Source organism: Kocuria oxytropis (assembly GCF_040981195.1).
In the GTDB taxonomy this organism is placed as follows: Bacteria; Actinomycetota; Actinomycetes; order Actinomycetales; family Micrococcaceae; genus Kocuria; species Kocuria oxytropis.
The window spans coordinates 215,861-242,456 of the sequence record NZ_JAVFXA010000002.1 but is presented as its reverse complement, the minus strand read 5'-3'; the positions used below and the strand labels follow the sequence as shown (position 1 = coordinate 242,456).

Sequence of the window (26,596 nt, the reverse complement as noted above, 5' to 3'; positions counted from 1 at the left end):
CCAAACCGTGGGCGGGGCGCGCCGCCGTGCGGCACGTCACCGGCGGGGCGGACGGAGCCGCCGCGGGACGTCGTGGCCGGTCAGTCGCGGGGCAGGTCGTGGAGCAGCGCCTCCATGAGCGTCTCCTGCAACCACGAGACGAAGTTGTACAGCAGCGACATGTACGTCTCGACGTCCTCGATCGCGGACCAGTCGTCGTAGCGGCCCACCCGCTCGGCGTCCGCCTCGCTGCGGATGCCCAGGCGGTCGGCCAGCACCAGCCGCACGTCGTTGAGGGCCTGCCCGAAGGCCTGCGCCTGCTCGGGGTCCAGCCGCACGGGCTGAGCCTCGAGGGCCAGGGCGGCCTGCTTGAGCACGCCCCGCTTGGTCTCGCGCAGCCCCCGCTCCGTGTACCGGCGGAACTCGGCGGCGCGCTCGGGGTCGCGGCTGCCGTCGGGCAGCAGCCGGCGCAGCGCGGAGTCGTCCGGCACGGTGGCGTCCCCCGACACGCCCAGCATCCGCTCGAGCGGGTCCTCCGAGGCGGGCTGCTCGGGGACCAGCGCCTGGGCGACGTCCGCGAACAGCTTCTGCAGCACGTCCTTCTCGGCGTCCTCGAAGCGGGCCGTGATGCCCCGGCGGGTGGACCGGAATCCCTGCGCCATCAGTGGCCTCCCGCCTGCTCGAAGGTGGCCCACAGCCCGAAGCCGTGCAGGGCCGCGGTGTGGGTCTCGGCCTCCTCGAGGGAGCCGCTGGCCACCACGGACCGCCCGTGGTGGTGGACCTCCAGCATCAGGGCGCGGGCCTTCTCCTCCGGGTAGCCGAAGTAGGAGCGGAACACGTACGTGACGTAGCTCATGAGGTTGACAGGGTCGTCCCACACGACCACGTTCCACGGGGTCTCGGTCGCCTCGGCCACGGACGTCGCCCCGGTGGGCCGGGTGCCCGTCTCCGGGGTGGCGGTGGCCGCGGGCAGGGCGGCGGCGGGAGTGGCACAGTGCATGGTCCGTCCATCGTAGCGAGTGCCGGAGGCCGGGCGCACCGGAGGCGTCGCTAGAGTGGTGCCCGTGAACCAGCGCAGCCACCGGTGGGCCCCGCCGCCCACGTCCCTGATGACCGACCACTACGAGCTGACCATGCTGCAGGCCGCCCTGCACGCCGGCACCGCGCAGCGGCGCAGCGTGTTCGAGGTCTTCGCCCGGCGGCTGCCGGCCGGCCGCCGCTACGGCGTGGTGGCGGGCACGGGGCGGCTGCTGGAGGGGCTCGAAAGCTTCCGCTTCGGCGAGGAGCAGCTGCGCTTCCTGGCGGACACCGGCGTGGTGAACCGCGCCACCCTGGACTACCTCGCGGACTTCCGCTTCACCGGTTCGATCTCCGGCTACGCCGAGGGGGAGGCGTACTTCCCGTCCTCGCCGCTGCTCGTGGTCGAGGCCACCTTCGCGGAGGCCTGCGTGCTCGAGACGTACTTCCTGTCGGTGCTCAACTACGACAGCGCCGTGGCCTCGGCCGCCTCCCGCATGGTGGGTGCCGCGGCGGGGCGCCCCTGCATCGAGATGGGCTCCCGGCGCGCCCACGAGGAGGCCGCGGTCGCGGCCGCCCGGGCGGCCGTCATCGGCGGCTTCGACTCGACGTCGAACCTCGAGGCCGGGCACCGCTACGGGATCCGCACCGTGGGGACGGCCGCGCACTCCTTCACGCTGCTGCACGACTCGGAGGAGGACGCCTTCCGCGCCCAGCTCCAGTCGATGGGCCGGGACACCACCCTGCTGGTGGACACCTACGACGTCGAGGCCGCGGTCCGGAAGGCCGTCGAGCTCGCGGGCCCGGAGCTGGGGGGCGTACGCCTGGACTCGGGCGACCTCGTGACCCAGGCCGCCTGGGTGCGCGGGCTGCTCGACGAGCTCGGCAACCCGGACACCCGCATCACCGTCACCTCGGACCTGGACGAGTACGCCATCGCGGCGCTCAACGCGGCGCCCGTCGACGCGTTCGGCGTGGGCACCCGGGTGGTCACCGGTTCCGGCGCGCCCACGTCCTCGATGGTCTACAAACTGGTGGCGCGGGAGGACTCCTCCGGCGAGCTGCGTCCCGTGGCCAAGGCCGCCCGGGGCAAGGTGTCCGTGGGCGGGCGCAAGCACGCCCTGCGGCGACGCGACGCGAAGGGCACGGCGACCCACGAGGTCGTGGGGATCGGCCGGATGCCCGACGACGACGGGGACGACCGGGCGCTGCTCGAGGACTTCGTGCGCGACGGCGAGCTGCTGGACGGGTGGACCGGTCCCGCCGGGGTGCGGCGGGCCCGGCAGCGCCACGCCGCGTCCGTGGCGGAGCTGCCGCGCTCGGCCCGCCGGCTGAGCGAGGGCGACCCCGTCATCCCGACCGTGCTGGGGCCCGACGCCCCGGACTGAGCACCCCGCGGCGGAGCACCCGGCCGGGCGCTCCGCCGCGGAGCACCGGGGCGGCCCCCGGGGCGGTCCCACCGGGCATCGGGGCCGCAGAGCACCCGCCGACCCGCAGCCGTCCGGCGGCCGGCACCGGCCACCGGCACCGACCGCAGTTGCCGAACAGCAGGCACCCAACAGCAGGCACTCAACAGCAGGCACCGAACAGAGGGAGGAACACCATGAGGACCGCACTGATCGTCGTCGACGTGCAGAACGACTTCTGCGAGGGCGGGTCGCTGGCCGTCGCCGGGGGCGCGGCGGTGGCCGCGGCCGTGTCGGAGCACCTCGAGGACCACCACCGGGACTACGCGGCCGTCGCGGCCACCCAGGACTGGCACATCGACCCCGGGGCGCACTTCTCCGACGAGCCGGACTACGTGGACTCCTGGCCCGTGCACTGCGTGGCGGAGTCGCGGGGCGCCCACGTCCATCCCGACCTGGACACGGACTGGATCCAGGCCTGGTTCCGCAAGGGCGAGCACGCCGCCGCCTACTCCGGGTTCGAGGGGCTGCTCGCCCCGGACGCGGACGTGCCGATGGGCGACGACGAGGACGTCGACGACGAGCCGGACGTGAGCCTCGACGACTGGCTCCGTGAGCACGAGATCGAGGCCGTGGACATCGTGGGCCTCGCGACGGACCACTGGGTGCGGGCGACCGCCCTGGACGCCCTGGAGGCCGGCTACGACACCCGGGTGCTGGTGGACCTCACCGCCGGCGTGGCCGAGGAGAGCACCGAGCGCGCCCTGCGGGAGATGGCCGAGGCCGGGGTCGAGATCGTCCGTTCCTGACCGCACCGGGTCACGGACCGGGCCCGTGGCCGGGCGGTGGCCCGGGCCGGCCGCGGGTCACTTGCGGCCGATGAACCAGTCCTGGAGCTTCTTCACGCGCGCCTGCAGCTGCGCCTCGTTGGCCTGCGCCACGGCGGGACCGCCGCACACGCGGCGCAGCTCGTTGTGCACCACGCCGTGCGGGGTGCCGGTGCGCGAGGCCCAGGCGGAGACGTTCTTGGACAGCGTGGCGCGCAGCTCCTTGAGCCGCCGGTGGTCCGGCACCGCGGGCTCCGGGGCCCGGGCGGCCCCCGGGCGGCGGCGGGCGTGCTGGGACTGCCGCTCGCGCAGCAGCGCCGAGACCTGGTCGGCCTCGAGCAGGCCCGGGATGCCGAGGAAGTCCGCCTCCTCCTCCGAGCCCACGGCCACGCCGCCGCCGAAGGCGCCGCCGTCGAAGAGCACGCCGTGGAAGGACGCGTCCGAGCCGATCGCCTCGAAACGGCCCTGGGCCAGGGCCGAGGAGGCCTTCTCCTCGCGGTTGGCCTCCTCGAGCAGGTCGTCGTCCCAGCCCTCCTCGAGCGGGTCGGCGGGCAGCCCGGTGTCCTCCGCGGCGGGCTTGTCGAGGGCGTGGTCCCGCTCGGCCTCCATCTCGTTGGCGAGCTGCATCAGCGCCGGCACGGACGGCAGGAAGACGGAGGCCGTCTCCCCCCGCTTGCGGGCGCGCACGAAGCGGCCGACCGCCTGGGCGAAGAACAGCGGTGTGGACGTGGAGGTCGCGTAGACCCCCACGGCCAGCCGGGGCACGTCGACGCCCTCGGAGACCATGCGCACGGCCACCATCCAGCGGCTGTCGCCGGCGGAGAACTCGTCGATCCGGTCCGAGGCGCCCTTGTCGTCCGAGAGGACCACCGTGGGGTTCTCCCCCGTGATCCGGCGCAGCTGCGCCGCGTACGCCTTCGCGTCCTGGTGGTCGGTCGCGATCACCATCGCCCCGGCGTCGGGCACGGTGCGCCGCACCTCGGTGAGCCGCTGGTCCGCGGCCTGGAGCACCGACGGGATCCACTGCCCGTTCGGGTCGAGCGCCGTGCGCCAGGCGTGGGCGGTGATGTCCTTCGTGAAGCCCTCGCCGAGCTCCGCGGCCATCTCCTCGCCGGCGCTGGTGCGCCAGCGCATCTGCCCCGAGTAGGCGAGGAAGATGACGGGCCGGACCACGTGGTCCTTGAGCGCGTCGCCGTAGCCGTAGGTGTAGTCGGAGCTCGAGCGGCGGATGCCGTCGCCGTCCTCCACGTAGCGCACGAACGGGATCGGGGCGGTGTCCGAGCGGAAGGGGGTGCCGGTCAGGGCGAGCCGGCGGGCGGCGGGGTCGAAGGCCTCCTGCAGCCCGTCGCCCCAGGTGAGGGAGTCGCCGGCGTGGTGGATCTCGTCCATGATCACCAGCGTGCGGCCCGCCTCGGTCCGGGCCCGGTGCAGCAGCGGCTTCATGGCCACCTGGGAGTACGTCACGGCCGCGCCCAGGTAGTCCCGGCCGTGGGAGCCGTCCGCGTTCTTGAAGTTCGGGTCGATCGCCAGCCCCACCCGGGCCGCGGCGTCCGCCCACTGCCGCTTGAGGTGGTCCGTGGGCGTCACCACCGTGATCCGGTTGACGGTGCCGCGGTCGAAGAGCTCCTTGGCCACCCGCAGCGCGAAGGTGGTCTTGCCGGCGCCGGGGGTGGCGACGGCCATGTAGTCCCGGGGCTGCGTCTCGAAGTAGCGCTGCAGCGCCTCCGCCTGCCAGGCGCGCAGCTTGGGCGCGGTGCCCCACGCGGCGCGGTCGGGGTAGGCCGGGGGGAGGTCGGCGGCGGCTGCGCCGAACAGGGAGAGCTGGTCGTCCTGGGACACTCTGGCGACGTCCTTTCGCACGGGGGTCCGCGGCCCGGGGTCGCGGTGGATGACGGGGGGCGCGGCGGCGGGCCACGCAAAAGCGCCCGCCGGCGGCGGGCGCTTGCTCCTCGGGGCGGTGCTCAGCCCTGGTCGTCGCCCTGGTCGTTGGGCGGGCGCAGCCCGTCGTAGATCTCCTTGCAGGTGGGGCAGACCGGGAAGCGCTGCGGGTCGCGGCCGGGGACCCAGACCTTGCCGCACAGGGCGATCACGGGCTCGCCCGAGAGGGCGGACTCCATGATCTTCTCCTTGCGCACGTAGTGCGCGAAGCGCTCGTGGTCGCCGGGCTCCTGCAGCTCCCGGGTCTCCTCGCGCTCGATCGTGGAGGTGCCCCCGGCCGGCTGCGCCGGGTCGGTGCCGTACGGGCTGTCGTCCAGGCCGTTCGTCGGGATGCCGGTGGTCGCCGCTGAGACATGCATGGTGGCCACTTTACCCCGTCCCCGCGGCCCCTCGTGCGCTCGGGACCGTCCGGACGGGCCGGCTCAGCGGAACTGGGCGACCTCCTGGAGCAGCTCCGGGGCCCGCCGGTCGTACCAGCGCCCGCCGAGGACGATCCCGCCCCAGCACAGCAGCGGGCCGAGCACCGCACCGGCGGCGAGCGCGCCCCAGCCCCAGACGGGGTCCCCGGTGAGGAGCTGCACGAGCAGCGGGACCGCGGCGGGCAGCATCAGCAGGACCACGAGTCCCAGGGCCACGACCTGCACCAGGACGTTGAGGACGGTGAAGCCCTGCGGCGTCTTCAGGGGGGACGCCCCCGGCGGGGCGACCGGATACGTGTACCGGGCGGACATCACGGAGGACAGGCCGGCCCCGCCCAGCAGCCCCAGCAGCGCGGTCCCCGCGACCCCGGGCAGCAGCTGCCACCGGCCCTCCACCGCGAACGGCAGCAGCAGCCCGAGCGCCGTGAGCGGCACGGCGACCACGAGCAGTGCGAGCACCCGGCCCGCGCGGTCGTGGACCCCCCGGACACCGGAGAGGACGTGCAGGTGCAGGGCGGTGTTGTCGTAGGACACGTCGCCCGAGATCTGGTAGGCGAGCAGCGCCGCGATCATCGGCCCCAGGCCGTAGAGGAGGACGCTGCCCCCGCCGGGGTCCCGGGAGAACCACAGGAGCACCGCGAGCGCGGGGATCACCAGCAGCCCGGCCGCGTAGCGGGGGTCCCGGACCCAGTAGACCAGGCACCGCGCCGCGACGGCGGCCCACGGCCGCGGGGGCACGCGGTCGAACAGCCCGGCGCCGGCGGCCCCCTCGCGGGGGACCGCGGACCGTCCCCCGGCCGTGGTGGTCAGCGCCCGCTCCTGGGCGACCCGCCAGACCAGCACGAGGGCCACGACCGTCAGGACGGTCACGGCCAGCCGGCCGGCGGCGGCCCCCCAGCGGCCCGCGGCGACATCGGCCGGCACGGCCCACACGGCACCGACCGGGGTCCAGGACAGCACCCCGGCGTACCGCGGCAGCCGGTCCCACAGCAGCTCCAGCCCGCTCAGCAGGCCGGTGACGATGGGGCCGAGCAGCACCAGGAGCACGAGCGCGGCGAGCGAGACCAGCTCGGTGAGCCGCCGGCGGCGTCCGAGGCCGGAGGCGAGGGCCGTGACGCAGCGGGAGCCGCAGACCACGAGGGCCAGCGCGAGCGGCACGCACAGGAGGGCCGCGGCCAGCGCGGCCGGGGACGCACGCCAGGAGCTCACGGCCGCCAGGAGCGCGACGGTGGTGAGCGAGCCCGGCACGCCGACGAGCGCGCCGAGGGCCTGGCCCCACTGGACCTGTCCCACGGACAGCGGGAACAGGGCGAGACGGGCGGGGTCCAGCGTGGCGTCCGCGCGCGCCGCGAGGATCGGGAGCAGCCACCAGGCCAGGGTCGCCGCGGTCCCGGCCAGGACGAGCACGGTGCGCACCAGGGCGAGGTCCTGGCGGCCCAGCAGGACCAGCCCGACCACGGCCAGGCCCAGCAGGAACACGAAGTAGGCGGCCCCGAGCACGGTCCCCACGAGCACCCAGGTGCTGCGGGTCAGGGTGTTCACGAGGATCCTCGCCTTCAGGCCCACGAGGCGCCGCGCCAGGACGGCGGTGCCCGCCCCGGCCGGGGCCAGGCCCTCCGGGGCGGGGGCGAGCTCCCGGGTCACTCCGGGCGCAGCCACGACAGCCCCTCCCCCGTCTCCCGGCGGCCTCCCACGAGCTCCACGAACCGGTCCTCGAGCGTGGCCCCGCCCCGGACGTCGTCGACCGTCCCGGCGGCCAGCACCCGGCCGCGGTCCATCACGGCGACGTGGTCGCACATCCGCTGCACGAGGTCCATGACGTGGCTGGAGACGACGACGGTCCCGCCGGCGGCCACGAACCCGTGCAGGATCTCGCGGATGTTCGCCGCCGAGACGGGGTCCACCGACTCGAACGGCTCGTCGAGCACCAGCAGGCTCGGGGCGTGGATCAGGGCGCCGGCGAGCGCGATCTTCTTGGTCATGCCGGCGGAGTAGTCCTGGACCTGCGTCCCGGCGTCGGGGAGCAGGTCCATGACCCGCAGGAGGTCCTCGGTGCGCTCGGCCACGACCGCGCGGTCCATGCCCCGCAGCAGGCCGGAGTAGGTCACGAGCTGGCGTCCCGTGAGCCGGTCGAACAGGTGCAGGCCGTCCGGCAGCACCCCCATGAGCTGCTTGGCCCGCCGGGGCTGCGCCCAGACGTCGACACCGGCCACGTGCGCGGTCCCCGCCGTGGGGCGGAGGAGCCCGGTGGCCATCGACAGCATGGTCGTCTTGCCCACGCCGTTGCGTCCCACGAGGCCGAAGAAGGAGCCCCGGGGGACGTCGAGGTCCACGCGGTCGACGGCGACCTTGGCCTCCGGGGTGCCCGGGCGGCCGAAGACCCGGACCAGGCCGCGGACGCTGAGGGCCGGGGTCCCGCCGGGCGGCGGCCCCGCGGCGGCCGGGGCGCCGGCCCGTCCGGGCGCGGCCTGCGGAAGGTGCTGGTGGCTCATGCCCCCAGCGTAGGCAGGCGGGGATCCGCTCCGCCTCCGGCGCGCGGCGGAGTCCTGCCGGGGCGGACGGCTCCCCCGCGCGGCGGACGGCGGGGCGGGCGCCCGGTCGGCGGACGTGCCGCCGGGGCGGACTCGAGGGCCGGGCGGACTCGAGGGCCGGGCGGACTCGAGGGCCGGAGCGCGGGCGCGTCCGCCCGGAGGGCGGGCGCGGAGTGCTCAGAACAGGGCGCGCATCAGGGCGCCCCGGGCCGTGACCACGCGCGGGTCCTCGGCGCCGACCACGTCGAAGAGCTCGAGCAGCCGCAGCCGGACCGTGTCGCGCTCCTCCCCCGCGGTGCGGCGGACCAGGGCCAGCAGCCGCCGGAAGGCGTCCTCCACGTGGCCCCCGGAGACGTCGAGGTCGGCGACGGACAGCTGGGCCGCCACGTCGTCGGGGGCGGCGGCGGCCTCGGCGCGCACCGTCGCCGCGTCGAGCGGCAGCACGCGCTGGAGCAGGTGCACCTGGGCGAGGGCGAGCTTGGCCTCGCGGTCCCCGGGGTTCTCGGCGATCGCCTTCCGGTACGCGGCCTCGGCCGCGTCGACGTCGCCGGCCTCGAGGGCGTCCACGGCCTCCTGGTGCAGCGGGGGCAGCGGCTCCGGCTCGTCCGTGCGTGCCGGCTCCACGGTGCCCGTGATCCCGTTCTGCTCGGCGAGCGCGAGGAGCTCGTCGAGGACCTGGGCGGCCTGCTCGGGCGGGACCGTGGAGTTGAACAGCGGCACGGGCCGCCCGCCGAGCAGCGCCACCACGGTGGGCACGGACTGCGCCTGGAACATCTGCGCGATCTCGGGGGCGGCCTCGGCGTCCACGGAGGCGAGCAGCAGCCGCCCGCGGTACCGGTCGACCACCTGCTCCAGCGTGTCGGTGAAGGCCACCGACTGCTGGCTGAAGCGGGCCCACAGGGCGAAGACCACGGGGACCCGGGCGGAGAGCTGGGCGACCTCCTGGACGTCGGCGGTCGTGACCTCCCGCCGGTACCCGCCCGCCCGGTCCTCCTCGGGGGCGGGGCCGCCGGGGACGGGGGCCGGCGCGGCGCCCAGGTCCACCGCTCCCCGCACCGAGGAGGGCAGCGGGGTGTCCTGCGGCGGCGGAGCGGTCTCGGCGGTGCTGCGGGGCTGCTGGTGCTGGAACTCGTTCACGGGCGTCTCCTGGGGCTCGGCGGCGGGCTCGGCGGTCCGCCCCACCGCACGGCACGGGGTCCGGTGGCGGGCGGTCCGCGTCGGCCGCCGGGGGTCGGCGGTCGGGTCGGCCGTCCGGGCCGACCGCGGGGCGGCGCCCGGCGGGCGCCGCGGGTCGTCCACGATTATCGACCCGCCCGGCCCGGTCCGGCCACCGGCACGGCCCCGTGTCCGCTCCGGGCGTGACGACGGCCGCGGCTCCGGCGGCGGGCGCCGGGTCAGCGGCGGGTGCGCCAGCAGCGCTCGTGCCAGTGCCGGCGGTCCTCGAAGGCGCTGCGGGCCCCCAGCAGGGAGTCCTGCTGCCAGACCACCAGGTGCGGGGTCCCCGGCGGGACGGCCCGGCCGCAGCCGGGGCAGGTGTAGGTCTTGACCGCGTTGGCGGGCCGGACGTGGCGGACCATCCAGTCGCCGTCCGGGGCGCGCTCCACCGTGGGGGCCGGCTCCAGGAGCCGCTCCACCGACCACGGCTCCTGCGCGGCGCCGCGCTGCCACTTGCTGGCGCGCGGACCGGGGGCGGGCCCGCCGCGGCGGCGGCGCGAGGAGTGGTTGGAGCGTGGCACGGCGACATCCTCTCACACGCGCGGTCGGCGCCCTCCGGTCCGGGCCGGACCGCGCGGAGCGCTAGGCTGGTCCGCGTGCGTCTCGTCATTGCCGATTGCTCCGTCGACTACGAAGGGCGTCTGCGCGCCCACCTGCCCGCCGCCCGGCGTCTTCTGCTCGTGAAGGCCGACGGCTCCGTGCTCGTGCACTCGGACGGCGGCAGCTACAAGCCCCTGAACTGGATGAGCCCGCCCGCCCGGCTGCACGTCGGCGAGCCGGACACGGAGCTCGCGGCCGAGGGCGTCCTGCAGACGTGGACCGTGCAGGCGGCCAAGAGCGACGACCGCCTGGTCATCCAGGTGTTCGCGATCCACGAGGACGTCTCCCACGAGCTGGGCACCGACCCCGGCCTGGTGAAGGACGGGGTCGAGGCCGACCTCCAGCGGCTGCTCGCCGAGCAGATCCACCGCCTGGGCGCGGGGCACACCCTGGTCCGCCGCGAGTACCCCACCGCGATCGGGCCGGTGGACATCCTGGCCCGGGACGCCGCGGGCGCCACCGTGGCGGTCGAGCTCAAGCGCCGCGGGGACATCGACGGCGTGGAGCAGCTCACCCGGTACCTCGAGCTGCTCAACCGCGATCCGTTGCTGGCTCCGGTGCGCGGGGTGTACGCCGCCCAGCTCATCAGGCCCCAGGCCCGGGTGCTCGCCGAGGACCGGGGCATCGCGTGCCTGACCCTCGACTACGACGAGATGCGCGGGCTCGACGACAGCGACTCGCGGCTCTTCTGAGCACGGCCGCCCCCGGGGGGTCCGCGGCGGGCCCGCCGCAACACGCGGGGATCCGCACCCGGACGTCGTTGACCGCCCCCGGGGAGTGTGTGAAGCTGAGCGTGTTCTTCGTTCCATGTTTTGCATGCTCGCAGAACGGGTAAGCGAGCGTGACGTTCGACCCTGACCCTGGCCCCCGCCCCTCGGGAACGGAGGCCTCGGCCCTCGGCTCATCTCGTGGTACCGCCCTTCCGTGCACGACCTGTGCACACGTTTCGCACCATCTCGCAAGGAGAGATCTTCATGGCCCAGGGCACCGTCAAGTGGTTCAACGCCGAAAAGGGCTTCGGCTTCATCACCCCCGACGACTCCGACTCGGACGTCTTCGTCCACTACTCGGAGATCCAGTCGGGTGGCTTCCGCACCCTCGAGGAGAACCAGCGCGTCGAGTTCGAGATCGGCCAGGGCCAGAAGGGCCCGCAGGCCACCGGCGTCACGCTCATCTGATCCGCGTCCCGCGCACCGGCTGAGCACGGAGCCCCGTACCCGTCCCGGGTGCGGGGCTCCGTCGTGCCCGCTCAGTAGGCGGTGACGACGACGTGGCGCTCGACCGCGGCGCCGGCCGCGCCGAGCTGCTCCACGAAGTGCTCGTAGCCGCGGTCCACGTGCGGCACACCGCTGACGTCCGTGGTGCCGACGGCCGCCATGCCCGCGATCACGAGGGCCGCGCCGGCCCGGATGTCCTTGGCCTCCACCGGCGCCCCGGAGAGCACGGGCATCCCGGCCACCAGGGCGTGGTGGCCGTCGAGGCGCACGCTCGCGCCGAGCCGCTCCAGCTCGGCCGTGAAGCCCCAGCGGGCCTCGAAGACGTTCTCGGTGACCATGCCGGAGCCCTCGGCGACCGCGTTGAGGGCCACCACGAACGGCTGGAGGTCCGTGGGGAACCCCGGATAGGGCAGCGTGGAGACGTTGATCGCCCGCGGACGTCGCGGACCGGCGACCACGAAGCGGCCTCCCTCCGTGTCCACGCGGCAGCCGGCGGCACGCAGCTTGTCCAGGACCACCGTCAGGTGGTCCGGTTCCGCGCCCTCGATCTCGACCGTCCCCCCGGTCACGGCCGCGGCGAAGGCCCAGGTGCCCGCCACGATCCGGTCCGGGACCGTGCGGTGCTCGACCGGGTGCAGGGTCTCCACCCCGGTGACCGTGACGGTGCTCGTGCCGAGCCCCTCGATCCGCGCGCCCATCCCCTGCAGCATCCGCCCGATGTCCACGATCTCCGGCTCGCGGGCCGCGTTGTCGATGACCGTGGTGCCCTCGGCCAGGGTCCCGGCCATCATGAGGTTCTCCGTGGCGCCCACGGAGGGGTAGTCCAGGCGGAACGGGGTGCCGCGCAGTCCGCCGGGGACCGACGCCACGAGGTAGCCGCGCTCGATCTGCAGCACCGCCCCCATGGCCTCGAGACCCGCACGGTGCATGTCCAGGCCGCGGGAGCCGATCGCGTCCCCGCCGGGCAGCGCGACCTCCGCCACCCGGCACCGGGCGACCAGCGGGCCGAGCACCGAGATGGACGCGCGCATCGCCCGCACCAGGTCGTAGTCCGCCTGGTGGTGCAGGACCGACGGGACGTCGATGCGGACGGTCTTCTCCGCCCGGTCGTAGCTCACCGCGCAGCCGAGCCGGCGCAGCAGCTCGGCCATGATCGTGACGTCCTGGATCTCGGGGACGTTGGTGATGACGGACTCGCCCTCGGCCAGCAGCGTCGCCGCCATCAGCTTGAGCACACTGTTCTTGGCGCCGGAGACGCGCAGCGTGCCGTTGACCGCGGTGGGTCCGTGCACGACGATCTTCTCTTCCATCCACTCTCCTGGGCGGTCTCGCCGGGGCCGGCGCGGGGCCGGGTACGGCTGCGGCCCCCGCACCGGTGGTGCGGAGGCCGCGGGCGGTGCCGGCGCGGGGACGGGCCCCGCGCCGGCGGGGATCAGGCGGCGGCGGCGTCGGACAGCTCCACGCTGTCCGCCACGATCGTCACCCGGTCGTTGTCCACGAACACGAAGCCGGAGTCGATGGTGCCCTCGACCCGCGAGCCGTCCACGGGGTCCACCGCGAAGTCGCCCGGCCGGAGGAGTCCGGCCACGGCCTCGTGACCGGCCAGGATACCGATGTCACCCTCCGAGGTGCGGACCCGCACCATCCGGGCCGTGCCGGTCCACACCGCCTGCTCGAGGGAGACGATTTCGACGATCAGCTCGGCCATGACTACTTGCCGCCGGTCCGGGACTTGATCTCGTCCCACTTCTGCATGACGTCCTCCAGGCCGCCGACGTTGTAGAACGCCTGCTCCGGGACGTGGTCGAACTCGCCCTCGGTGATCTTCCCGAACGCCTCGATGGTCTCCGCCAGCGGGACCGTGGAGCCCTCGACACCGGTGAACTGCTTGGCGGTGTAGGTGTTCTGGGAGAGGAACTGCTCGATGCGGCGGGCCCGCGAGACGACGACCTTCTGCTCCTCGGAGAGCTCCTCGACGCCCAGGATCGCGATGATGTCCTGCAGCTCCTTGTTCTCCTGCAGGATCGACCGGACGCGGATCGCCACGTCGTAGTGCTCCTGGCCCACGATCTGCGGGTCGAGGATGCGCGAGGTCGAGGTCAGCGGGTCGATCGCCGGGTAGAGACCGCGGGAGGCGATGTCGCGGGAGAGCTCCGTGGTCGCGTCCAGGTGCGCGAACGTCGTGGCCGGGGCCGGGTCGGTGTAGTCGTCGGCCGGCACGTAGATCGCCTGCATGGAGGTGATGGAGTGGCCGCGGGTGGAGGTGATGCGCTCCTGCAGCACGCCCATCTCGTCCGCCAGCGTGGGCTGGTAGCCCACGGCGGAGGGGATGCGTCCCAGCAGGGTCGAGACCTCGGACCCGGCCTGCGTGAAGCGGAAGATGTTGTCGATGAACAGCAGCACGTCCTGGTTCTGCACGTCGCGGAAGTACTCCGCCATCGTGAGTCCGGTCAGGGCCACGCGCAGACGCGTTCCGGGCGGCTCGTCCATCTGGCCGAACACGAGGGCGGTGTCCTTGAGGACGTTCGCCTCCTCCATCTCGACCCAGAGGTCGTTGCCCTCACGGGTGCGCTCGCCCACGCCGGCGAACACGGAGGTGCCGCCGAAGTTGCGGGCCACACGGGTGATCATCTCCTGGATGAGCACGGTCTTGCCCACGCCGGCGCCGCCGAACAGGCCGATCTTGCCGCCCTTGATGTAGGGGGTCAGCAGGTCGATCGACTTGATGCCGGTCTCCATCATCTCCGTGGAGCCCTCGAGCTCCGCGAAGGACGGCGCCTTGCGGTGGATCGGCCAGCGCTCGGTGATCTCCAGGGAGGAGGTCTCGACGTCGAGGGCCTCGCCGAGGACGTTGAAGATGTGGCCCTTGACCACGTCGCCCACGGGCACGGAGATCGGCTCGCCGGAGTCCTTGACCTCGGTGCCGCGCACCAGGCCGTCGGTCTGCTGCAGGGCGATCGCCCGGACCATGTTGTCGCCCAGGTGCTGGGCGGTCTCGAAGGTGATCGTCCGCGTCTCGCCGTTGAGCTCGTACTGGGCGGTCAGGGCGTTGTAGATCCCGGGCACCGCGTGCTCGGGGAACTGGACGTCGACGACCGGCCCGATGACCCGGGCGATGCGGCCCGTGGCGCCGCCCGAGACCGGCTGCCCGGCCTGTTCGCTGATGGTGGCAGTCATTTCTCTCACTTCACTTGTTCGTGGTGGTCAGTTGCTGGATCGCCGGGACGGCCCGTCACAGGGCCTCGGCGCCGCTCACGATCTCGGTGAGCTCGGTGGTGATCTCCGCCTGGCGGGCGTTGTTCATCAGGCGCGTGTACTTCTTGATCAGTTCGTCCGCGTTGTCTCCGGCCGCCTTCATGGCCTTCTGCCGCGCCGCGAGCTCGCTCGTGGCCGCGTGCGCGAGGCTGGCGAAGAGCCGGGCGTCGATGTAGCGCGGCAGGACGGCGTCGAGGAACTCCTCCGGGTTCGGCTCGAACTCGAAGGTGCTGTCCGGCTCCTCGAGCTCGTCGAACTCCTGGGCGACCTCGTCGGTCAGCGCGTTGGCGTCCACGACCTCCAGCGGCAGTAGGCGCAGCACGCGCGGCTGCTGCACGACCATCGACTTGAACGTCGTGTAGACGAGGTGGATCTCGTCGACGCCGCCGTCCTCGTACGGGGTCTCCAGGTCCTCGATCAGCACCTTGCGCAGCTCCCGCGCGCGGTCGGGCCGGGCGTTGTCCGTGTCCCCGGTCCAGTTCCGCTCGTAGGGGCGGCTGCGGAAGTCGAAGTACGCCTGCGCCTTGCGGCCGATCAGGTAGACCTTCGTCTCCTTGCCCTCCCCGTGCAGCAGCTCCAGCAGGCCCTCGGCCTCCTTGAGCACGTTGGAGGAGTAGGACCCGGCCAGTCCGCGGTCCGAGGTCATGATCACCACGGCCGAGCGGCGCACCTCGTCGACCCGCGTGGTGAGGACATGGGAGACGTTGTGCTGGGTGGCGACCTGTGAGACCGCCCGGGTCAGCGCGTTCGCGTAGGGACGCGCCGCCTGCAGACCCTGTCGGGACTTGTTGATGCGCGAGGTCGCGATCATCTCCATGGCCTTGAAGATCTTCTTCATGGACTTGGTCGACGCGATCTTGTTCCGGTAGACCCGAATCTGCGCTCCCATGTGACTTCCTTTCGTCACCGTGCCCGGTGCCCCGCCGCGGCGGGGCACCGGACCGACCGGTTACTTCCTGACGATCCGTTCCTGCTCGACCTCGGACGCCTCGAGGGGCTCGTGCTCCTCGTGGCCCGGCTCGATCCCGTGCTTGGTGCCGCGGAAGTCCCGCTTGACCTCGGCGACGGCGGTCTCGAGGGCGGCGACGGCGTCGTCCTCGAGCTTGCCGGTGCCGACGATGGAGTCCATCACGTTGGTGGTCCGGCGCACGTGGTCGAGCAGGGCCTGCTCGAAGTCCAGCACGTCGGCGACCTCCACCTCGTCGAGGTGCCCGTTGGTGCCGGCCCAGATCGACACGACCTGGTCCTCGACCGGGTACGGGGTGTACTGCTTCTGCTTGAGCAGCTCCATCAGCCGGGCGCCGCGGGTCAGCTGCTGCCGGGACGCGGGGTCCAGGTCGGAGGCGAACATCGCGAACGCCTGCATCGAGCGGTAGGACGCCAGCTCGAGCTTCAGGGTGCCGGAGACCTTCTTCATGGCCTTGACCTGGGCGGCGCCGCCCACGCGGGACACGGAGATGCCGACGTCCACGGCGGGGCGCTGGTTGGCGTTGAACAGGTCCGACTGCAGGAAGATCTGGCCGTCGGTGATGGAGATGACGTTGGTGGGGATGAACGCCGAGACGTCGTTGGCCTTCGTCTCGATCAGCGGCAGCCCGGTCATCGAGCCCGCGCCCAGCTCGTCGGAGAGCTTGGCGCAGCGCTCCAGGAGGCGGGAGTGCAGGTAGAACACGTCGCCCGGGTAGGCCTCGCGTCCCGGCGGGCGGCGCAGCAGCAGCGAGACCGCGCGGTAGGCCTCGGCCTGCTTGGACAGGTCGTCGAAGACGATGAGGACGTGCTTGCCGCCGTACATCCAGTGCTGGCCGATGGCGGACCCGGCGTAGGGGGCCAGGTACTTGATGCCCGCGGCCTCGGAGGCCGGGGCCGCGACGATCGTGGTGTACTCCAGGGCGCCGTTGTCCTCGAGGGTCTGGCGCACCCCGGCGATGGTCGAGGCCTTCTGGCCGACCGCCACGTAGATGCAGCGGACCTGCCGGTCGACGTCGCCGGACTCCCAGTTGGCGCGCTGGTTGAGGATCGCGTCGACGGCGATCGCCGTCTTGCCGGTCTGGCGGTCGCCGATGATGAGCTGGCGCTGGCCGCGGCCGATCGGGATCATCGCGTCGATGGCCTTGATGCCGGTCTGCAGCGGCTCGTGGACCGACTTGCGCATGGTCACGCCGGGGGCCTGCAGCTCCAGGGCGCGACGGCCCTCGGACTCGATGGGGCCGAGGTCGTCGATGGGCGAGCCCAGCGGGTCGACCACGCGGCCGAGGAAGGCGTCGCCCACCGGCACGGAGAGGACCTCCCCGGTGCGCTGGACCTCCTGGCCCTCCTCGATGCCCCGGAAGTCGCCGAGGATCACGACGCCGATGTCGCGGACGTCGAGGTTCTGGGCGAGGCCGAGCACGCCGTTCTCGAAGCGCAGCAGCTCGTTGGCCATGACCGAGGGCAGGCCCTCGACGCGTGCGATGCCGTCGGAGGCGCTGCTGACGCGGCCGACCTCGGTTCGTTCTGCGGTGCCGGGCTCGTAGGACGCGGCGAATTCGCTCAGCGCGCTACGGACGTCGTCGGCATTGATGGTGACTTCGGACATGTCCTGTCCCTGCTCTCCTAGTTCGTGATCACTGCCGTCAGCGGTGACCGTGAGTCCAAATCTGTGGCGGAACGCCGCGCCGGTGCACCGGCTGCCGCCGTCCGGCCGGCGGGGGCGTCCGTCCGCGACGGCCCCGGGGCGGGCACCGAGGGGCTCAGGCGCCGATCCGCTGGCGCAGCTCGTCGATCCGGGCGGCGACGGAGCCGTCGATGACCTCCTCGCCCACCTGCACCTTGAGCCCCCCGATCAGCGTCGGGTCGACGTCCACGGTGAGCTTGAGGTCCCTGCCGTACACGGCGTTGAGCTGCTGCTGCAGCCGACCGCGCTGCTCCTCGGTCAGCGGCCGCGACGTGCTCACGTGCGCGATCCACCGCTGCCGGCGGGCCGCCACCTCCTCGGCGAAGCGCTCGACGAGACGGCCGACGAGGGCTCCGCGCGGCGAGAGCACGGCCTGCTCCACGAGCAGCAGCGCCTCCTCCGAGGCGCCCGGGGTCAGCCGCTGCGCCAGGCGGGTCTTGGCCTCCACGCCCGCCCGCGGATCGCTGAGGGCCCGCTGCAGCTCGTGCGAGCCGTCCAGCACCCCCTTGAACGCGATCAGCTGGTCCACGACCTGCTCGAGGCCCTCGAGACCGCCGCGGTTCTCGGCGGACGCCGCGGTGAGGGCCACCCCGGCGTGCTCGAGGGCGTCGGCGAACTCGCGGTCGTCGCTCCAGCGGCGGCCGGCCAGGTGCGCGACGACCTCCACGGCGTCCGGGGAGACCTTCTCGGCGAACAGCCGGCGCACGACCTGCTCGCGCTGGGGCCCCTCGTAGGAGGGGTCCGCCAGCGCGCGGCGCAGGGCGCCGTTCTCGTCGAGCACGGCGAGCACGCCGAACAGCTCCCGGGCGAGCGCCGGGCCGGCCGAGCCGGCCCAGCGCTCGACCTCACGAGCGGTCTGCTGGGTGAATTCGTTCGCTGCGTCTGCCATTACCGCGCCGCACCTGCGTTCCGTTCCTGATCCTGCTCCAGGTCGGCGAGGAAGCGGTCGACCACCCGGTTGGCCCGGGCGTCGTCGTCGAGCGACTCGCCCACGATCTTCGCCGCGAGCGTGGTGGCCAGCGTGCCCACCTCGTTGCGCAGGGAGACCACGGCCGCCGCGCGCTCCGCCTCGATGGTGCGGTGGGCGTTCTCGGTGATGCGGGCCGACTCGGCGTTCGCCCGGTCCTTGAAGTCCGCGAGGATCTTCTCGCCCTCGAGGCGGGCCTCCTCGCGGATCTTCTGAGCCTCCAGGCGCGCGCTCTCGAGCTGCTGGTTGTACTCGTCACGGGCGGCGGCGGCCTCGGCCTGGGCGGCCTTGGCCTTGGCCAGACCGCCCTCGATGGCCTCGGTGCGCTCGCGGTAGACCCGCTCGAACGCCGGCACGACGAACTTGACGACCAGGAAGAGCAGGATCAGGAACCCGATGCCGGTGATCAGCATCTCCCAGACATTGGGGAAGAGGGGGTTCGCCCCTTCCTCGGCTGCCAGTATCATCATGTGCGCGATTCCTGTTCTCTAGGAAGGACTTGTACGGGGTGCGCCACTCAGGCGATGAACGCGAGCACGAAGCCCAGAATCGCGAGCGCCTCGACCACGGCGAAGCCGAAGAACAGCATCGGCTGGAGCACGCGCTGCGACTCCGGCTGGCGGGCGACCGACTGCATGTACGCGGCGAAGATCAGACCCACGCCGATGCCGCCGCCGATGGCAGCCAGACCGTAACCGATAGCACTGAGCGAACCAGTCATGAGGGGTATTTCCTTTCTAGGTGCCCGGGGGCCGGGCGTCGTAGCCGTGTCGGCTCTGAACATTTCGGGGATGGACTGCGGGGCTCCGGCCGGGGCCGGAGCGGTGCTCCACCGGTGTCAGTGGCCCTCTTGCAGGGCGCCCTGGACGTACACGGCGAAGAGGAGGGTGAAGATGTAGGCCTGGAGGACCTGGATCAGGATCTCCAGGAAGTAGATGAACACGCCGAGCACGGTGGAGCCCAGCGCGACGACGCTGATGGCGCTGGCCTGCGAGAGCAGGTATCCCGTCATGGACGCCGCGACCATGAGCGCCAGGTGGCCGGCGAACATCGTGGCGAACACACGGAGGGCGTGCGTGACCGGGCGGATGATCAGGTTCGAGAGGAACTCGATCGGGATGAGGAAGATGTAGAGCAGCTTCGGGACGTCCGGCGGCATCGTCATCTTGCCCATGAAGCCGCCGAGCCCGTGCCGCTTGATGCCCATGAAGACCCAGGTGACGTAGGCGATGCCGGCCAGGACGTAGGCGGAGCCCGCGTGGGAGAGGGTCGGCAGCTGCAGCACCGGGATGGAGCCGAAGAGGTTGTTCACCAGGATGAAGAAGAAGAAGGTGAACAGCAGCGGGATGTAGGGGCGGAACTCCTTCTCACCGATGATGTCCCGGCCGAGGTGGTTGCGCACGAACCCGTAGCCGCTCTCCGCGAGGTACTGCGACTTCGAGGGAACGAGGGCGTTGCGGCGGATGGCCCACATGAAGAAGCCGGCGATCAGGACGACCGACAGGAGGATCAGCAGCATCTGCTTGCCGAACTCGAAAGTGCCCAGCTCGAAGAACGGCGGCAGGTGCATTTCCTCGACGGTCGGGGCGGTGAATCCTCCGGTGGCGGGGAGCCTGATGAGGGCGGCGTTCAATGCGGGTCCTTTCTGCAGTGCTCTGGCCGGTGGTCACGGTCGGGGCGCCGAGTCCGGGCCGGACTGGTGCGGGTTGTGCGGATCGGCCCCATCGGAGGTCGGGCTGCGACGCAGCCCCTCCTGCATGTGGAGGTACACGACGTAGATCCCGGAGGCGGCGCCGATGCACGCTCCCAGAACCACGATCCACCGGGTTCCCAGCACGCGATCCGCACCCCACCCTACCAAACTCCAGAACCCCATCCCGATCACCACATAGAGGAGTGTCGTCAGCCCGCCGGAGAGCCCGCCGCCCTCCACGAGCTCCCCCGCGGTGCGCAGTCCCCGGCTCCTCCGGGCCGGCTCCCGGCCGTCCCCGGGGCCGTCCTCGGGGCCGTCCCCGGGCGGGTCCGGAACGGGGTCCCCGTCCGGGCGGGTCGCGTCCTCGCGGTCATCCGTGCTCATGGTCGTCCTGCCTCCTGTCGGGGCGCGCCCGGTCGTGCGGGTGCCCGTGCGGGTCCCGCGGTGTGTCGTCGGCCGCGCCCGCCCCGGCCTCCGCCCGGCGGCGCGCCTCCAGCAGCGGGCCCAGCGCGGTGCGGGCACCGCGGCCGGCGGCCCGGGCCGCGAGCGCGAGCGAGACGACGAGGGCGCCCAGCACGCCCGCGGCGGCCCAGCCCGGGACCAGCCACGGCGGGGCGGGCACCGTGAGCAGGATGCCGCCGAGCAGGAAGACCTTCAGCACGTACGTCATCGCGAGCGCGGGCGCGGCGACCGGCCCCTGCGTCCCGGCGGTGGCCCGCGCCACCAGCAGGGTGACCAGATGGCTGGCGACGACCAGCGCGGCGCCGAGCACGGCGCTGAGCGCGGCCGCGCTCACGGCCGGGACCCCGTCGGGGACCGGTCGCGCGCCCGGCGCCCGAGCAGCCCGGGCAGCACGAGGTAGACCGCGAGCACCGCGAGCACGAACGCCCCGGCCCCGGCCGTGGCGGCCGGGCCCGTGCGCAGGCCGACGACGGAGGCCACGCTCACGAGCACGGTCGCGGCCGTGACGACGAGCGCCGAGCCCGTGTGGGAGAGCCCCACGTCGGTGAGGCGCTGGTAGACGTGCTGGCGGTGCGGGCGGTACCAGGCCTCCCCCGCCCGGACCCGGCGGAGCAGGGTCACGGAGGTGTCGGCCACGTAGACCGCCAGCGGGGGCAGGAGGTACTCGACGTACACCCCCGAGAGGAAGGCCGCGACCGCGATCCCGGCCAGCGACCCGCCGAGCAGGTAGGAGCCGACGTCCCCGAGGAACACGGTGCCCCGGCCCAGGTTCCAGGGCAGGAACCCGGCGAAGCCCCCGGCCACGGCCAGGCCAGCCGCGACCATCCACGGCAGGTCGTTGGAGGCGCCGGCCCAGGCGTACAGCAGTCCCGCGGCGAGCCCGTGCAGCCCGGAGATGCCGTTGATCCCGTCCATGAAGTTGGCCATGTTCACGTAGGCGGCGATCGCGACCGTGCCCACCGGCAGCCACCACGCCGAGGTGCCGAGGACCGTGACGAGGACGGTCGTGGCCGCCAGCCCGATGCCCAGCTGGGCGGCCAGGCGCACCCGCACCGACACGCCCCGGTAGTCCTCGGCCCAGCCGAGGGCGGCGAACAGCGCGGCGACGGCCAGGACCACGAGCGCCACGGAGCGGTCGACCCGGATGGCGCCCGTGAGCAGGGCGGAGCCGTAGGCGAGGAGCACGGCGACCGCCACGGCCAGGCCCATCCCCCGCACGACCGTGCGCTGGTGGGAGGAGCGCTCGTTGGGGACGTCGAGCACCCCCCACCGGGCGAGCAGGGGCTTGACGGCCAGGGGCAGGAGCAGGCTCAGCACGAGGGCCGGGGCGCCGACCGTCAGGACGAGCTCCCCGAGCCGGCGCAGCTCCTCCGGGTCGGGGGCCGCCCCGGGGTCGGTGAGGTCGAGGCCGGCCGGCAGCAGCGCGACCGCGGGGGCGCTCACGAGGCCCGCCCCGAGGCGCTGCGCGGACGCTGCACCGACGTGGGCGGCGGCTGCGTGGACGGCCGCACGACCGGGATCGTGCCCGTGTAGACCATGCCGCCGCGCACCTTCCAGGTGTGCCGGTCCAGCTGGGCGGGGTCGAGGCGGTCGGCGCGGGCGTGGGAGATCTTGGGGTGGAAGGGCCGCTCGTCCTTCTCGCCGAGGCCGATGAGGTCCTCGTGCAGCTTCTCCCCGGGCCGCAGGCCCGTGATCTCGATCTCGACGTCCTCCCGCCCGCTCATCACGCGCAGCCGCTCGGCGATGTCCATGATCCGCACGGGCTCGCCCATGTCGAGGATCAGCACCTCGCCGCCGCGGGCGATCGCCCCGGCCTGGATCACGAGCTGGCAGGCCTCGGGGATCGTCATGAAGTAGCGGGTCGCCTCGGCGTGCGTGACCGTGATCGGCCCGCCCTGCCGGATCTGCTCGGTGAACAGGGGCAGCATCGAGCCGCGGGAGCCGAAGACGTTGCCGAAGCGCACCGAGGCGTAGCGCTGCCCGGTGCGGTCCGCCATCCAGGCGGTGAGCTTCTCCGCGACGCGCTTGGAGTGGCCCAGCGCCGTGGTGGGGTTGGCGGCCTTGTCGGTCGAGATGTTGACGAAGACCTCGACGCCCGCCTGCTCGGCGGCCTGGAGCACGTTGAGGGTGCCGATCACGTTCGTCTTCCACGCCTCGTCCGGGTACTGCTCCAGCAGGGAGACGTGCTTGAGGGCGGCGGCGTGGAAGACCACCTGGGGCAGCCGGTCGCGGAAGATCGTCCCGACGGACTCGGGGTCGCGGATGTCGGCGAGGACGGTGTCGCGCCCGTCGAGCAGACCGCGGCCCGTGATGGAGATCTGCGTGCTCTGCAGGGCGGACTCGTCCCGGTCGACCATGATCAGCTCGGCGGGCTCGAAGCCCACGAGCTGGCGGCACAGCTCGGAGCCGATGGAGCCGCCGGCGCCGGTGACCAGGACGCGGCGGCCCTTGACGTAGCCGGCGATCTCCTCGACGTCGATGTCGACGGGGCGGCGGCCGATGAGGTCCTCCATGCTGATGTCCCGGAAGTCCGCGCCCTGGTGCTTGGCGGCGAGCACCTCCCCGAGCGGGGGCATCGTCATGACCCGGATCCCGGTGCCGGCCACGGCGTCCGCGACCCGGTGCATGATCCGCGGGTCCGGGCTGGACATCGCGACGATCAGCACGGAGGCGCGCGTGCGGGCCATGACGTCGCGGACGTCGTGCAGGGTGCCGAGCACGGGCACGGAGGAGATCCGCAGGTGCTTCTTCGCGGGGTCGTCGTCGAGCAGGGCCACGGGCAGGAACTCGGAGTGCGGGTCCTGCATCATGCGCTGGATGAGGAAGGTCCCGAGGTAGCCCGCGCCGTAGACCACCACGTGCTGGGCGGAGGCGCCGGGACGGGCGGAGGCCTCCTGGTACATCCGCTTCAGGTAGCGGAAGGCGGCCATGAACAGGCACGCGAAGGGGAACGCGATGAGGGCGGTGGAGCGCGGGATGCCGATGCTCGTGCCCACCACCAGGAGCAGGACCTGGAGCACGGCCGTGACGATGAGGGTGACGACCACCAGCAGCTTGGCCTCGTCGAAGCTGCCGAAGGAGTACCGCCCCTTGTACAGGGCGAAGGAGAAGCCGACGACGAGCTGGGCGGCCACGGCCACCAGGGACACCAGCAGCAGGCCGGGGGCGCTGATGAACTGGAGGTCCATCTCGTAGCGCAGCACCAGCGCGAGCACGAGGGCCACGACCCAGGCGACGGAGTCCAGCAGCATCTGGATCCACAGCCACGCCACGGGACGCTCCGGCGGGGCCGCCCGGGGCGGGGACCCCCTGCCGGCGCCGCCGGGGGGCAGCGCCGTGCCGCTGGGGCGCTCGGGCTCAGCGCTCATCGCGTCGTTCCTTTCGTGGTCGGTGCCGGGGGCGCCGGGCGGGCTCCGGTGCGGGACGGTCAGCGGCGGGGCGCGCCGACCATGGCCCGGTAGGCGAGCTCCCGGAGCCGGGTGGGGACGAACCGGTACCCGCCGCGCACCACCACGTTGCGCACCCATTGTAGGAACCCCACGTGGCCGATCCCGCGCAACCGGGCCTGGAGGGCGAGCTCCGCGCGGAGCACGCGCCACCCGCCGCGCCGCTCGTAGGAGCCCGCGGAGACCCGGTAGCCGACCAGCGGCTCGGGCACGTTGCGCACGTCGGCGCCGGCGCGCAGCATCCGCACCCACAGCCAGTAGTCCTCGGCGAGGGGCACGTGCACGTAGCCGCCGGCCGCCCGCACGGCCGAGCGCCGGAACACCACGGTCGGGTGGCTCACGGGGTTGCGGCGCCGCGAGACGGACAGGATGTCCCGCTCCCCCACCGGGGCGCGGCGCAGGGCGAGGGGGGTGCGCTCGTCGTCGCCGATCTCGTGCATCGAGGAGCCCACGAGGTCGGCCCCGGCCTCGATCACCGGCAGCTGCACCGCGAAGCGGCGGGGATAGGAGACGTCGTCTGCGTCGGCGCGGGCCACCACGTCGAACCGGCACCGGTCGAGCCCGGCGTTGAGCGCCGCGGTGAGCCCCTCGTTGCGCTCGAGGTCGACCCGCACCACCGGGACGGGCAGCTCCCGCGCGAGACGGTCCAGCTCGGCCTCGAGCGGGGCGGGGACCGGGCCGTCGCGCACCAGGACGAGCTCGGCGGGGCGGCGCCGCTGCTCGACGGTGGCCGACTCCGCCGCGCGGCGGAGTCGCTCCGCCGTGTCCCCGCGGTACACGGGCATGAGCACGGAGAACGCGGTGCGCGGGGCCGGGGACGCGCTCACGGCGTCACCGCGGGCCGCCGAAGCCGCGCCCACGCATCCCGCCCACGTAGCGGCCCGCCCAGGACGCCAGGCCGCGCACGTCGCGCCGGCGCAGGTAGTAGAGGGGGTAGCCGACGAGGTCGGCCCCGAGCTGGACGACCCGCTTGTAGCGCCACGTGGTCCAGCCCCGGTTGCGGAAGAAGTGCTCGCGCTTGAACTCGGTGCCGGGCACCACCACCTTGAGCCGGCCGGGCACCACCACGTGCTCCTCGTCCCAGCCCGGCGGGTGGGCCACGGCGGTGCGGGTGGTGGTGCCGAAGGGCAGTCCCGAGCGGCGCAGCCGCACGAGGAAGTCGACCTCGTCCCCGCGCAGGAAGAGCTTCAGGTCCGGGAGCCCCACCGTGAAGAACACGTGCTCGGCCATGAGGGCGCCGTTGAAGAAGGTGGCGTGGCCGGGCAGGAAGCCGAGGGGCTCCAGGTCCGCCCGGGAGTGCGTCATCCGTCCCTCGAGACGGTGGGAGAAGGCGAGCGCGCCGTGGTCCTGGGGCGCCACGACGAGCGGGGAGACCACGGACAGCTCCCGCTGCGCGGCCTCGCGCAGGAGGATCTCGAGGCAGTCGGGGTCCTCCGGGCGGGCGTCGTCGTCCATGAGCCAGACCCGGTCCGCCCCGGTGGCGAGGGCGGTCAGGATCGCCAGGGAGAACCCGCCGGCGCCGCCGAGGTTGGCCAGGGAGCGCACGAGCTCGAGCTCGAAGCGCCCGCCGATCGCCTCCTCCAGGACCTGCCGGGGCAGCGCCTCGCGCCCGGCGTCGACCAGGCACAGCGAGGCGACGGGCACCGTCTGCTCGCGCAGGGCGGCGACGAGCGCGAGGACGTCCTCGTGCCGGTCCTGGGTCACGCAGGCCACCGCCACCGTGGGGGTGGGCGTGGGGTCGGACGGCATGCGGCTCCTCCAGTGCGGTGACGGGTGCGGGCTCCGGCGCGGGGCCGGGCGGGCGCCGGGCCGTGCCGAGTCTAGCAAGCGGGCGGCCGGTCCCCGGGCTGACCGGCCGCGTCGCCCCGCCCCGGCGGAGGGCCGGTCTGTACGATGAGCGCAAGGATCCGGATCCGCGACGACGGCGACCGGCAGCGACCGGCGGGAAGGAAGCACCGTGACATCGACGACGTGGGCAGTCCTGGGAGCGACGGGGTTCGTGGGCTCCGCGACCGTGGCCCGGCTGCAGGCGGACGGCCAGACGGTGGTCCCGGTGTCCGCTCCGCGGCTGGGGTCCGGGGCGCGCACGGTCCACCACCTCCTCGAGCAGGCCGGCCGGCTCGAGTCCGTCATCGACTACCTCGCCGAGTCCTTCGCCGGCGCCCACGTGGTGGTGAACGCGGCGGGCCTGGCGGCCCCGGACCAGACGCACGAGGAGTCCCTCGTGGGGGCGAACGCGCTGCTGCCGGTGCTCGTGGCCCTCGCCGCGCGCCGCACGAGCGTGCGCCGGATCGTGCACGTGAGCTCCGCGGCCGTCCAGGGCGACGTCGAGGTCCTCGACGAGACGCCCACGGTGCGGCCCTTCTCCCCCTACTCCTTCTCGAAGGCCCTCGGGGAGAGCGCGCTGCTGAAGCTGCGCCGGGACTGGGCGGGCGAGCAGGACGCCGCGGCGATCACGGTGCTGCGCGCCACGTCGGTGCAGGGCTCCGGGCGCCGCACCACGGCGCGGCTGGCCCGCTTCGCGTCCTCGCCGCTCAGTTCGGTGGCCGGCGACGGCACCGCGCACACCCCCGTGACCTCCGTGCACGCCCTGGCCGAGTTCGTCTCGCGGGTGGGTCGCCACCGCGAGGAGCTGCCGCCGGTCGTGCTGCAGCCGTGGGAGGGCGCCACCACCGCCTCCATCCTCCGGGACGCGGGCCGGCGGGAGCCCCGGCACCTGCCCGTGCTGCTGTGCCGGCTCGTGGTGGACGCCGGGTTCGCGGTCTCCGCGCTCGCCGGCAACCGCTGGCACGGGGTCCTCCGCCGCCTCGAGGTGACGTGGTTCGGCCAGCGCCAGGTGCGCGGCTGGGCCGAGGAGCACGACGCGGTCCCGGAGCCGCGGATCACCGAGGTGCTGCGCCAGGCGCACCTGGCCGCCGGCCGGGGCTGAGCCCCGGCCGGAGCAGGGGGCCCGCCGGAGCGGGGAGCGCCG

The 26,596-nt window shown here is 73.6% G+C and carries 28 protein-coding genes; 5 read left to right on the top strand and 23 right to left on the bottom strand.

The genetic code is table 11. The features are described from left to right. Positions 1 to 80: 80 nt before the first annotated feature. The gene (locus QYM41_RS03525) at positions 81 to 641 is read right to left on the bottom strand and encodes a DUF2017 domain-containing protein (protein WP_368798349.1); all 561 of its coding nucleotides are present in this window, start codon (positions 639 to 641) and stop codon (positions 81 to 83) included. Further along, entirely contained in the window at positions 641 to 979 is a 339-nt protein-coding gene (gene clpS / locus QYM41_RS03520) for an ATP-dependent Clp protease adapter ClpS (protein WP_368798348.1), read from the bottom strand. Before clpS ends, QYM41_RS03525 begins: the two co-directional genes overlap by 1 nt. Positions 980 to 1,034: 55 nt before the next feature. On the opposite strand from clpS, the gene QYM41_RS03515 reads away from it, so the two are divergent. Beyond that, the gene (locus tag QYM41_RS03515) at positions 1,035 to 2,384 is read left to right on the top strand and encodes a nicotinate phosphoribosyltransferase (RefSeq protein WP_438612541.1); all 1,350 of its coding nucleotides are present in this window, start codon (positions 1,035 to 1,037) and stop codon (positions 2,382 to 2,384) included. Between the two features lie 215 nt (positions 2,385 to 2,599). Beyond that, on the top strand, positions 2,600 to 3,211 hold the full coding sequence (locus tag QYM41_RS03510; RefSeq protein WP_368798346.1) for an isochorismatase family protein: 612 nt from the start codon (positions 2,600 to 2,602) through the stop codon (positions 3,209 to 3,211). Positions 3,212 to 3,268: 57 nt separating this feature from the next. Here QYM41_RS03510 and QYM41_RS03505 read toward each other — a convergent pair whose 3' ends face one another. The 6 genes from QYM41_RS03505 to QYM41_RS03480 form a co-directional block, all read right to left on the bottom strand. Beyond that, the gene (locus QYM41_RS03505; RefSeq protein WP_368798345.1) at positions 3,269 to 5,068 is read right to left on the bottom strand and encodes a DEAD/DEAH box helicase; all 1,800 of its coding nucleotides are present in this window, start codon (positions 5,066 to 5,068) and stop codon (positions 3,269 to 3,271) included. A 122-nt stretch (positions 5,069 to 5,190) separates the two neighbouring features. Further along, on the bottom strand, positions 5,191 to 5,526 hold the full coding sequence (locus QYM41_RS03500; protein ID WP_368798344.1) for a DUF3039 domain-containing protein: 336 nt from the start codon (positions 5,524 to 5,526) through the stop codon (positions 5,191 to 5,193). A 63-nt stretch (positions 5,527 to 5,589) separates the two neighbouring features. After that, positions 5,590 to 7,245, bottom strand: a complete 1,656-nt coding sequence (locus tag QYM41_RS03495; protein WP_368798343.1) for a hypothetical protein — start codon at positions 7,243 to 7,245, stop codon at positions 5,590 to 5,592. Further along, entirely contained in the window at positions 7,227 to 8,078 is an 852-nt protein-coding gene (locus tag QYM41_RS03490; protein ID WP_368798342.1) for an ABC transporter ATP-binding protein, read from the bottom strand. The genes QYM41_RS03495 and QYM41_RS03490 overlap by 19 nt, the downstream gene beginning before the upstream one ends. 216 nt (positions 8,079 to 8,294) lie before the next feature. Continuing rightward, entirely contained in the window at positions 8,295 to 9,254 is a 960-nt protein-coding gene (locus QYM41_RS03485; protein ID WP_368798341.1) for a tetratricopeptide repeat protein, read from the bottom strand. Between the two features lie 257 nt (positions 9,255 to 9,511). After that, complete coding sequence (locus QYM41_RS03480) at positions 9,512 to 9,853, bottom strand: Rv1322 family protein (protein WP_368798340.1); 342 nt, start codon at positions 9,851 to 9,853, stop codon at positions 9,512 to 9,514. 75 nt (positions 9,854 to 9,928) lie between these two features. On the opposite strand from QYM41_RS03480, the gene nucS reads away from it, so the two are divergent. Both nucS and QYM41_RS03470 read left to right on the top strand, forming a co-directional pair. Continuing rightward, positions 9,929 to 10,624, top strand: a complete 696-nt coding sequence (gene nucS, locus QYM41_RS03475) for an endonuclease NucS (RefSeq protein WP_368798339.1) — start codon at positions 9,929 to 9,931, stop codon at positions 10,622 to 10,624. A 282-nt stretch (positions 10,625 to 10,906) separates the two neighbouring features. Then, on the top strand, positions 10,907 to 11,110 hold the full coding sequence (locus QYM41_RS03470) for a cold-shock protein (protein ID WP_017833253.1): 204 nt from the start codon (positions 10,907 to 10,909) through the stop codon (positions 11,108 to 11,110). A gap of 71 nt (positions 11,111 to 11,181) precedes the next feature. Here the strand turns inward: QYM41_RS03470 and murA are convergent, their stop codons facing one another. From murA to QYM41_RS03395, 15 genes are all read right to left on the bottom strand, one after another. Beyond that, complete coding sequence (gene murA / locus QYM41_RS03465; protein ID WP_368798338.1) at positions 11,182 to 12,459, bottom strand: UDP-N-acetylglucosamine 1-carboxyvinyltransferase; 1,278 nt, start codon at positions 12,457 to 12,459, stop codon at positions 11,182 to 11,184. Positions 12,460 to 12,581: 122 nt separating this feature from the next. Next, positions 12,582 to 12,857 (bottom strand): F0F1 ATP synthase subunit epsilon, encoded by a 276-nt coding sequence (locus tag QYM41_RS03460; RefSeq protein ID WP_368798337.1) that lies wholly within the window; start codon positions 12,855 to 12,857, stop codon positions 12,582 to 12,584. A 2-nt stretch (positions 12,858 to 12,859) separates the two neighbouring features. Next, positions 12,860 to 14,326 (bottom strand): F0F1 ATP synthase subunit beta, encoded by a 1,467-nt coding sequence (atpD, locus tag QYM41_RS03455; protein ID WP_368798336.1) that lies wholly within the window; start codon positions 14,324 to 14,326, stop codon positions 12,860 to 12,862. A 55-nt stretch (positions 14,327 to 14,381) separates the two neighbouring features. Next, positions 14,382 to 15,293: a F0F1 ATP synthase subunit gamma gene (locus QYM41_RS03450; protein ID WP_368798335.1), complete on the bottom strand. Its 912-nt coding sequence runs from the start codon at positions 15,291 to 15,293 to the stop codon at positions 14,382 to 14,384. Between the two features lie 60 nt (positions 15,294 to 15,353). After that, on the bottom strand, positions 15,354 to 16,979 hold the full coding sequence (gene atpA / locus QYM41_RS03445) for a F0F1 ATP synthase subunit alpha (RefSeq protein ID WP_368798334.1): 1,626 nt from the start codon (positions 16,977 to 16,979) through the stop codon (positions 15,354 to 15,356). Positions 16,980 to 17,133: 154 nt separating this feature from the next. Continuing rightward, entirely contained in the window at positions 17,134 to 17,946 is an 813-nt protein-coding gene (locus tag QYM41_RS03440) for a F0F1 ATP synthase subunit delta (protein ID WP_368798333.1), read from the bottom strand. Then, a complete protein-coding gene (locus QYM41_RS03435) occupies positions 17,946 to 18,494 on the bottom strand; it encodes a F0F1 ATP synthase subunit B (RefSeq protein ID WP_368798332.1) in 549 nt (182 codons plus the stop codon). The genes QYM41_RS03440 and QYM41_RS03435 overlap by 1 nt, the downstream gene beginning before the upstream one ends. 47 nt (positions 18,495 to 18,541) lie before the next feature. Then, positions 18,542 to 18,745, bottom strand: a complete 204-nt coding sequence (atpE, locus tag QYM41_RS03430; protein WP_017833261.1) for an ATP synthase F0 subunit C — start codon at positions 18,743 to 18,745, stop codon at positions 18,542 to 18,544. 117 nt (positions 18,746 to 18,862) lie between these two features. Beyond that, a complete protein-coding gene (gene atpB / locus QYM41_RS03425) occupies positions 18,863 to 19,657 on the bottom strand; it encodes a F0F1 ATP synthase subunit A (RefSeq protein ID WP_368798331.1) in 795 nt (264 codons plus the stop codon). A gap of 33 nt (positions 19,658 to 19,690) precedes the next feature. Beyond that, entirely contained in the window at positions 19,691 to 20,101 is a 411-nt protein-coding gene (locus QYM41_RS03420) for an AtpZ/AtpI family protein (protein WP_368798330.1), read from the bottom strand. Then, positions 20,088 to 20,513 (bottom strand): hypothetical protein, encoded by a 426-nt coding sequence (locus QYM41_RS03415; RefSeq protein ID WP_368798329.1) that lies wholly within the window; start codon positions 20,511 to 20,513, stop codon positions 20,088 to 20,090. Before QYM41_RS03415 ends, QYM41_RS03420 begins: the two co-directional genes overlap by 14 nt. Continuing rightward, a complete protein-coding gene (locus QYM41_RS03410) occupies positions 20,510 to 21,622 on the bottom strand; it encodes an MraY family glycosyltransferase (protein ID WP_368798328.1) in 1,113 nt (370 codons plus the stop codon). Before QYM41_RS03410 ends, QYM41_RS03415 begins: the two co-directional genes overlap by 4 nt. Further along, positions 21,619 to 23,547 carry a polysaccharide biosynthesis protein gene (locus QYM41_RS03405; protein WP_368798327.1) on the bottom strand — a complete coding sequence of 643 codons (1,929 nt, stop codon included), beginning with the start codon at positions 23,545 to 23,547 and terminating at the stop codon, positions 21,619 to 21,621. The genes QYM41_RS03410 and QYM41_RS03405 overlap by 4 nt, the downstream gene beginning before the upstream one ends. A gap of 59 nt (positions 23,548 to 23,606) precedes the next feature. Continuing rightward, a complete protein-coding gene (locus QYM41_RS03400) occupies positions 23,607 to 24,410 on the bottom strand; it encodes a glycosyltransferase (protein WP_438612544.1) in 804 nt (267 codons plus the stop codon). Positions 24,411 to 24,456: 46 nt separating this feature from the next. Beyond that, positions 24,457 to 25,374, bottom strand: coding sequence for a glycosyltransferase (locus QYM41_RS03395; protein WP_368798325.1), 918 nt, complete (start codon positions 25,372 to 25,374; stop codon positions 24,457 to 24,459). A gap of 208 nt (positions 25,375 to 25,582) precedes the next feature. On the opposite strand from QYM41_RS03395, the gene QYM41_RS03390 reads away from it, so the two are divergent. Beyond that, positions 25,583 to 26,554, top strand: coding sequence for an NAD-dependent epimerase/dehydratase family protein (locus tag QYM41_RS03390; RefSeq protein WP_368798324.1), 972 nt, complete (start codon positions 25,583 to 25,585; stop codon positions 26,552 to 26,554). Positions 26,555 to 26,596 lie beyond the last annotated feature (42 nt).

What these genes read in the sequence shown, in the direction of transcription:
- QYM41_RS03525 (WP_368798349.1), bottom strand. Translation starts at nt 641, where the DNA reads ATGGCGCAGGGATTCCGGTCCACCCGCCGGGGCATCACGGCCCGCTTC.
- clpS (WP_368798348.1), bottom strand. Translation starts at nt 979, where the DNA reads ATGCACTGTGCCACTCCCGCCGCCGCCCTGCCCGCGGCCACCGCCACC.
- QYM41_RS03510 (WP_368798346.1), top strand. Translation starts at nt 2,600, where the DNA reads ATGAGGACCGCACTGATCGTCGTCGACGTGCAGAACGACTTCTGCGAG.
- QYM41_RS03500 (WP_368798344.1), bottom strand. Translation starts at nt 5,526, where the DNA reads ATGCATGTCTCAGCGGCGACCACCGGCATCCCGACGAACGGCCTGGAC.
- QYM41_RS03490 (WP_368798342.1), bottom strand. Translation starts at nt 8,078, where the DNA reads ATGAGCCACCAGCACCTTCCGCAGGCCGCGCCCGGACGGGCCGGCGCC.
- QYM41_RS03470 (WP_017833253.1), top strand. Translation starts at nt 10,907, where the DNA reads ATGGCCCAGGGCACCGTCAAGTGGTTCAACGCCGAAAAGGGCTTCGGC.
- murA (WP_368798338.1), bottom strand. Translation starts at nt 12,459, where the DNA reads ATGGAAGAGAAGATCGTCGTGCACGGACCCACCGCGGTCAACGGCACG.
- QYM41_RS03460 (WP_368798337.1), bottom strand. Translation starts at nt 12,857, where the DNA reads ATGGCCGAGCTGATCGTCGAAATCGTCTCCCTCGAGCAGGCGGTGTGG.
- atpD (WP_368798336.1), bottom strand. Translation starts at nt 14,326, where the DNA reads ATGACTGCCACCATCAGCGAACAGGCCGGGCAGCCGGTCTCGGGCGGC.
- QYM41_RS03450 (WP_368798335.1), bottom strand. Translation starts at nt 15,293, where the DNA reads ATGGGAGCGCAGATTCGGGTCTACCGGAACAAGATCGCGTCGACCAAG.
- atpA (WP_368798334.1), bottom strand. Translation starts at nt 16,979, where the DNA reads ATGTCCGAAGTCACCATCAATGCCGACGACGTCCGTAGCGCGCTGAGC.
- QYM41_RS03440 (WP_368798333.1), bottom strand. Translation starts at nt 17,946, where the DNA reads ATGGCAGACGCAGCGAACGAATTCACCCAGCAGACCGCTCGTGAGGTC.
- QYM41_RS03435 (WP_368798332.1), bottom strand. Translation starts at nt 18,494, where the DNA reads ATGATGATACTGGCAGCCGAGGAAGGGGCGAACCCCCTCTTCCCCAAT.
- atpE (WP_017833261.1), bottom strand. Translation starts at nt 18,745, where the DNA reads ATGACTGGTTCGCTCAGTGCTATCGGTTACGGTCTGGCTGCCATCGGC.
- QYM41_RS03420 (WP_368798330.1), bottom strand. Translation starts at nt 20,101, where the DNA reads ATGAGCACGGATGACCGCGAGGACGCGACCCGCCCGGACGGGGACCCC.
- QYM41_RS03405 (WP_368798327.1), bottom strand. Translation starts at nt 23,547, where the DNA reads ATGAGCGCTGAGCCCGAGCGCCCCAGCGGCACGGCGCTGCCCCCCGGC.
- QYM41_RS03400 (WP_438612544.1), bottom strand. Translation starts at nt 24,410, where the DNA reads ATGCCCGTGTACCGCGGGGACACGGCGGAGCGACTCCGCCGCGCGGCG.
- QYM41_RS03395 (WP_368798325.1), bottom strand. Translation starts at nt 25,374, where the DNA reads ATGCCGTCCGACCCCACGCCCACCCCCACGGTGGCGGTGGCCTGCGTG.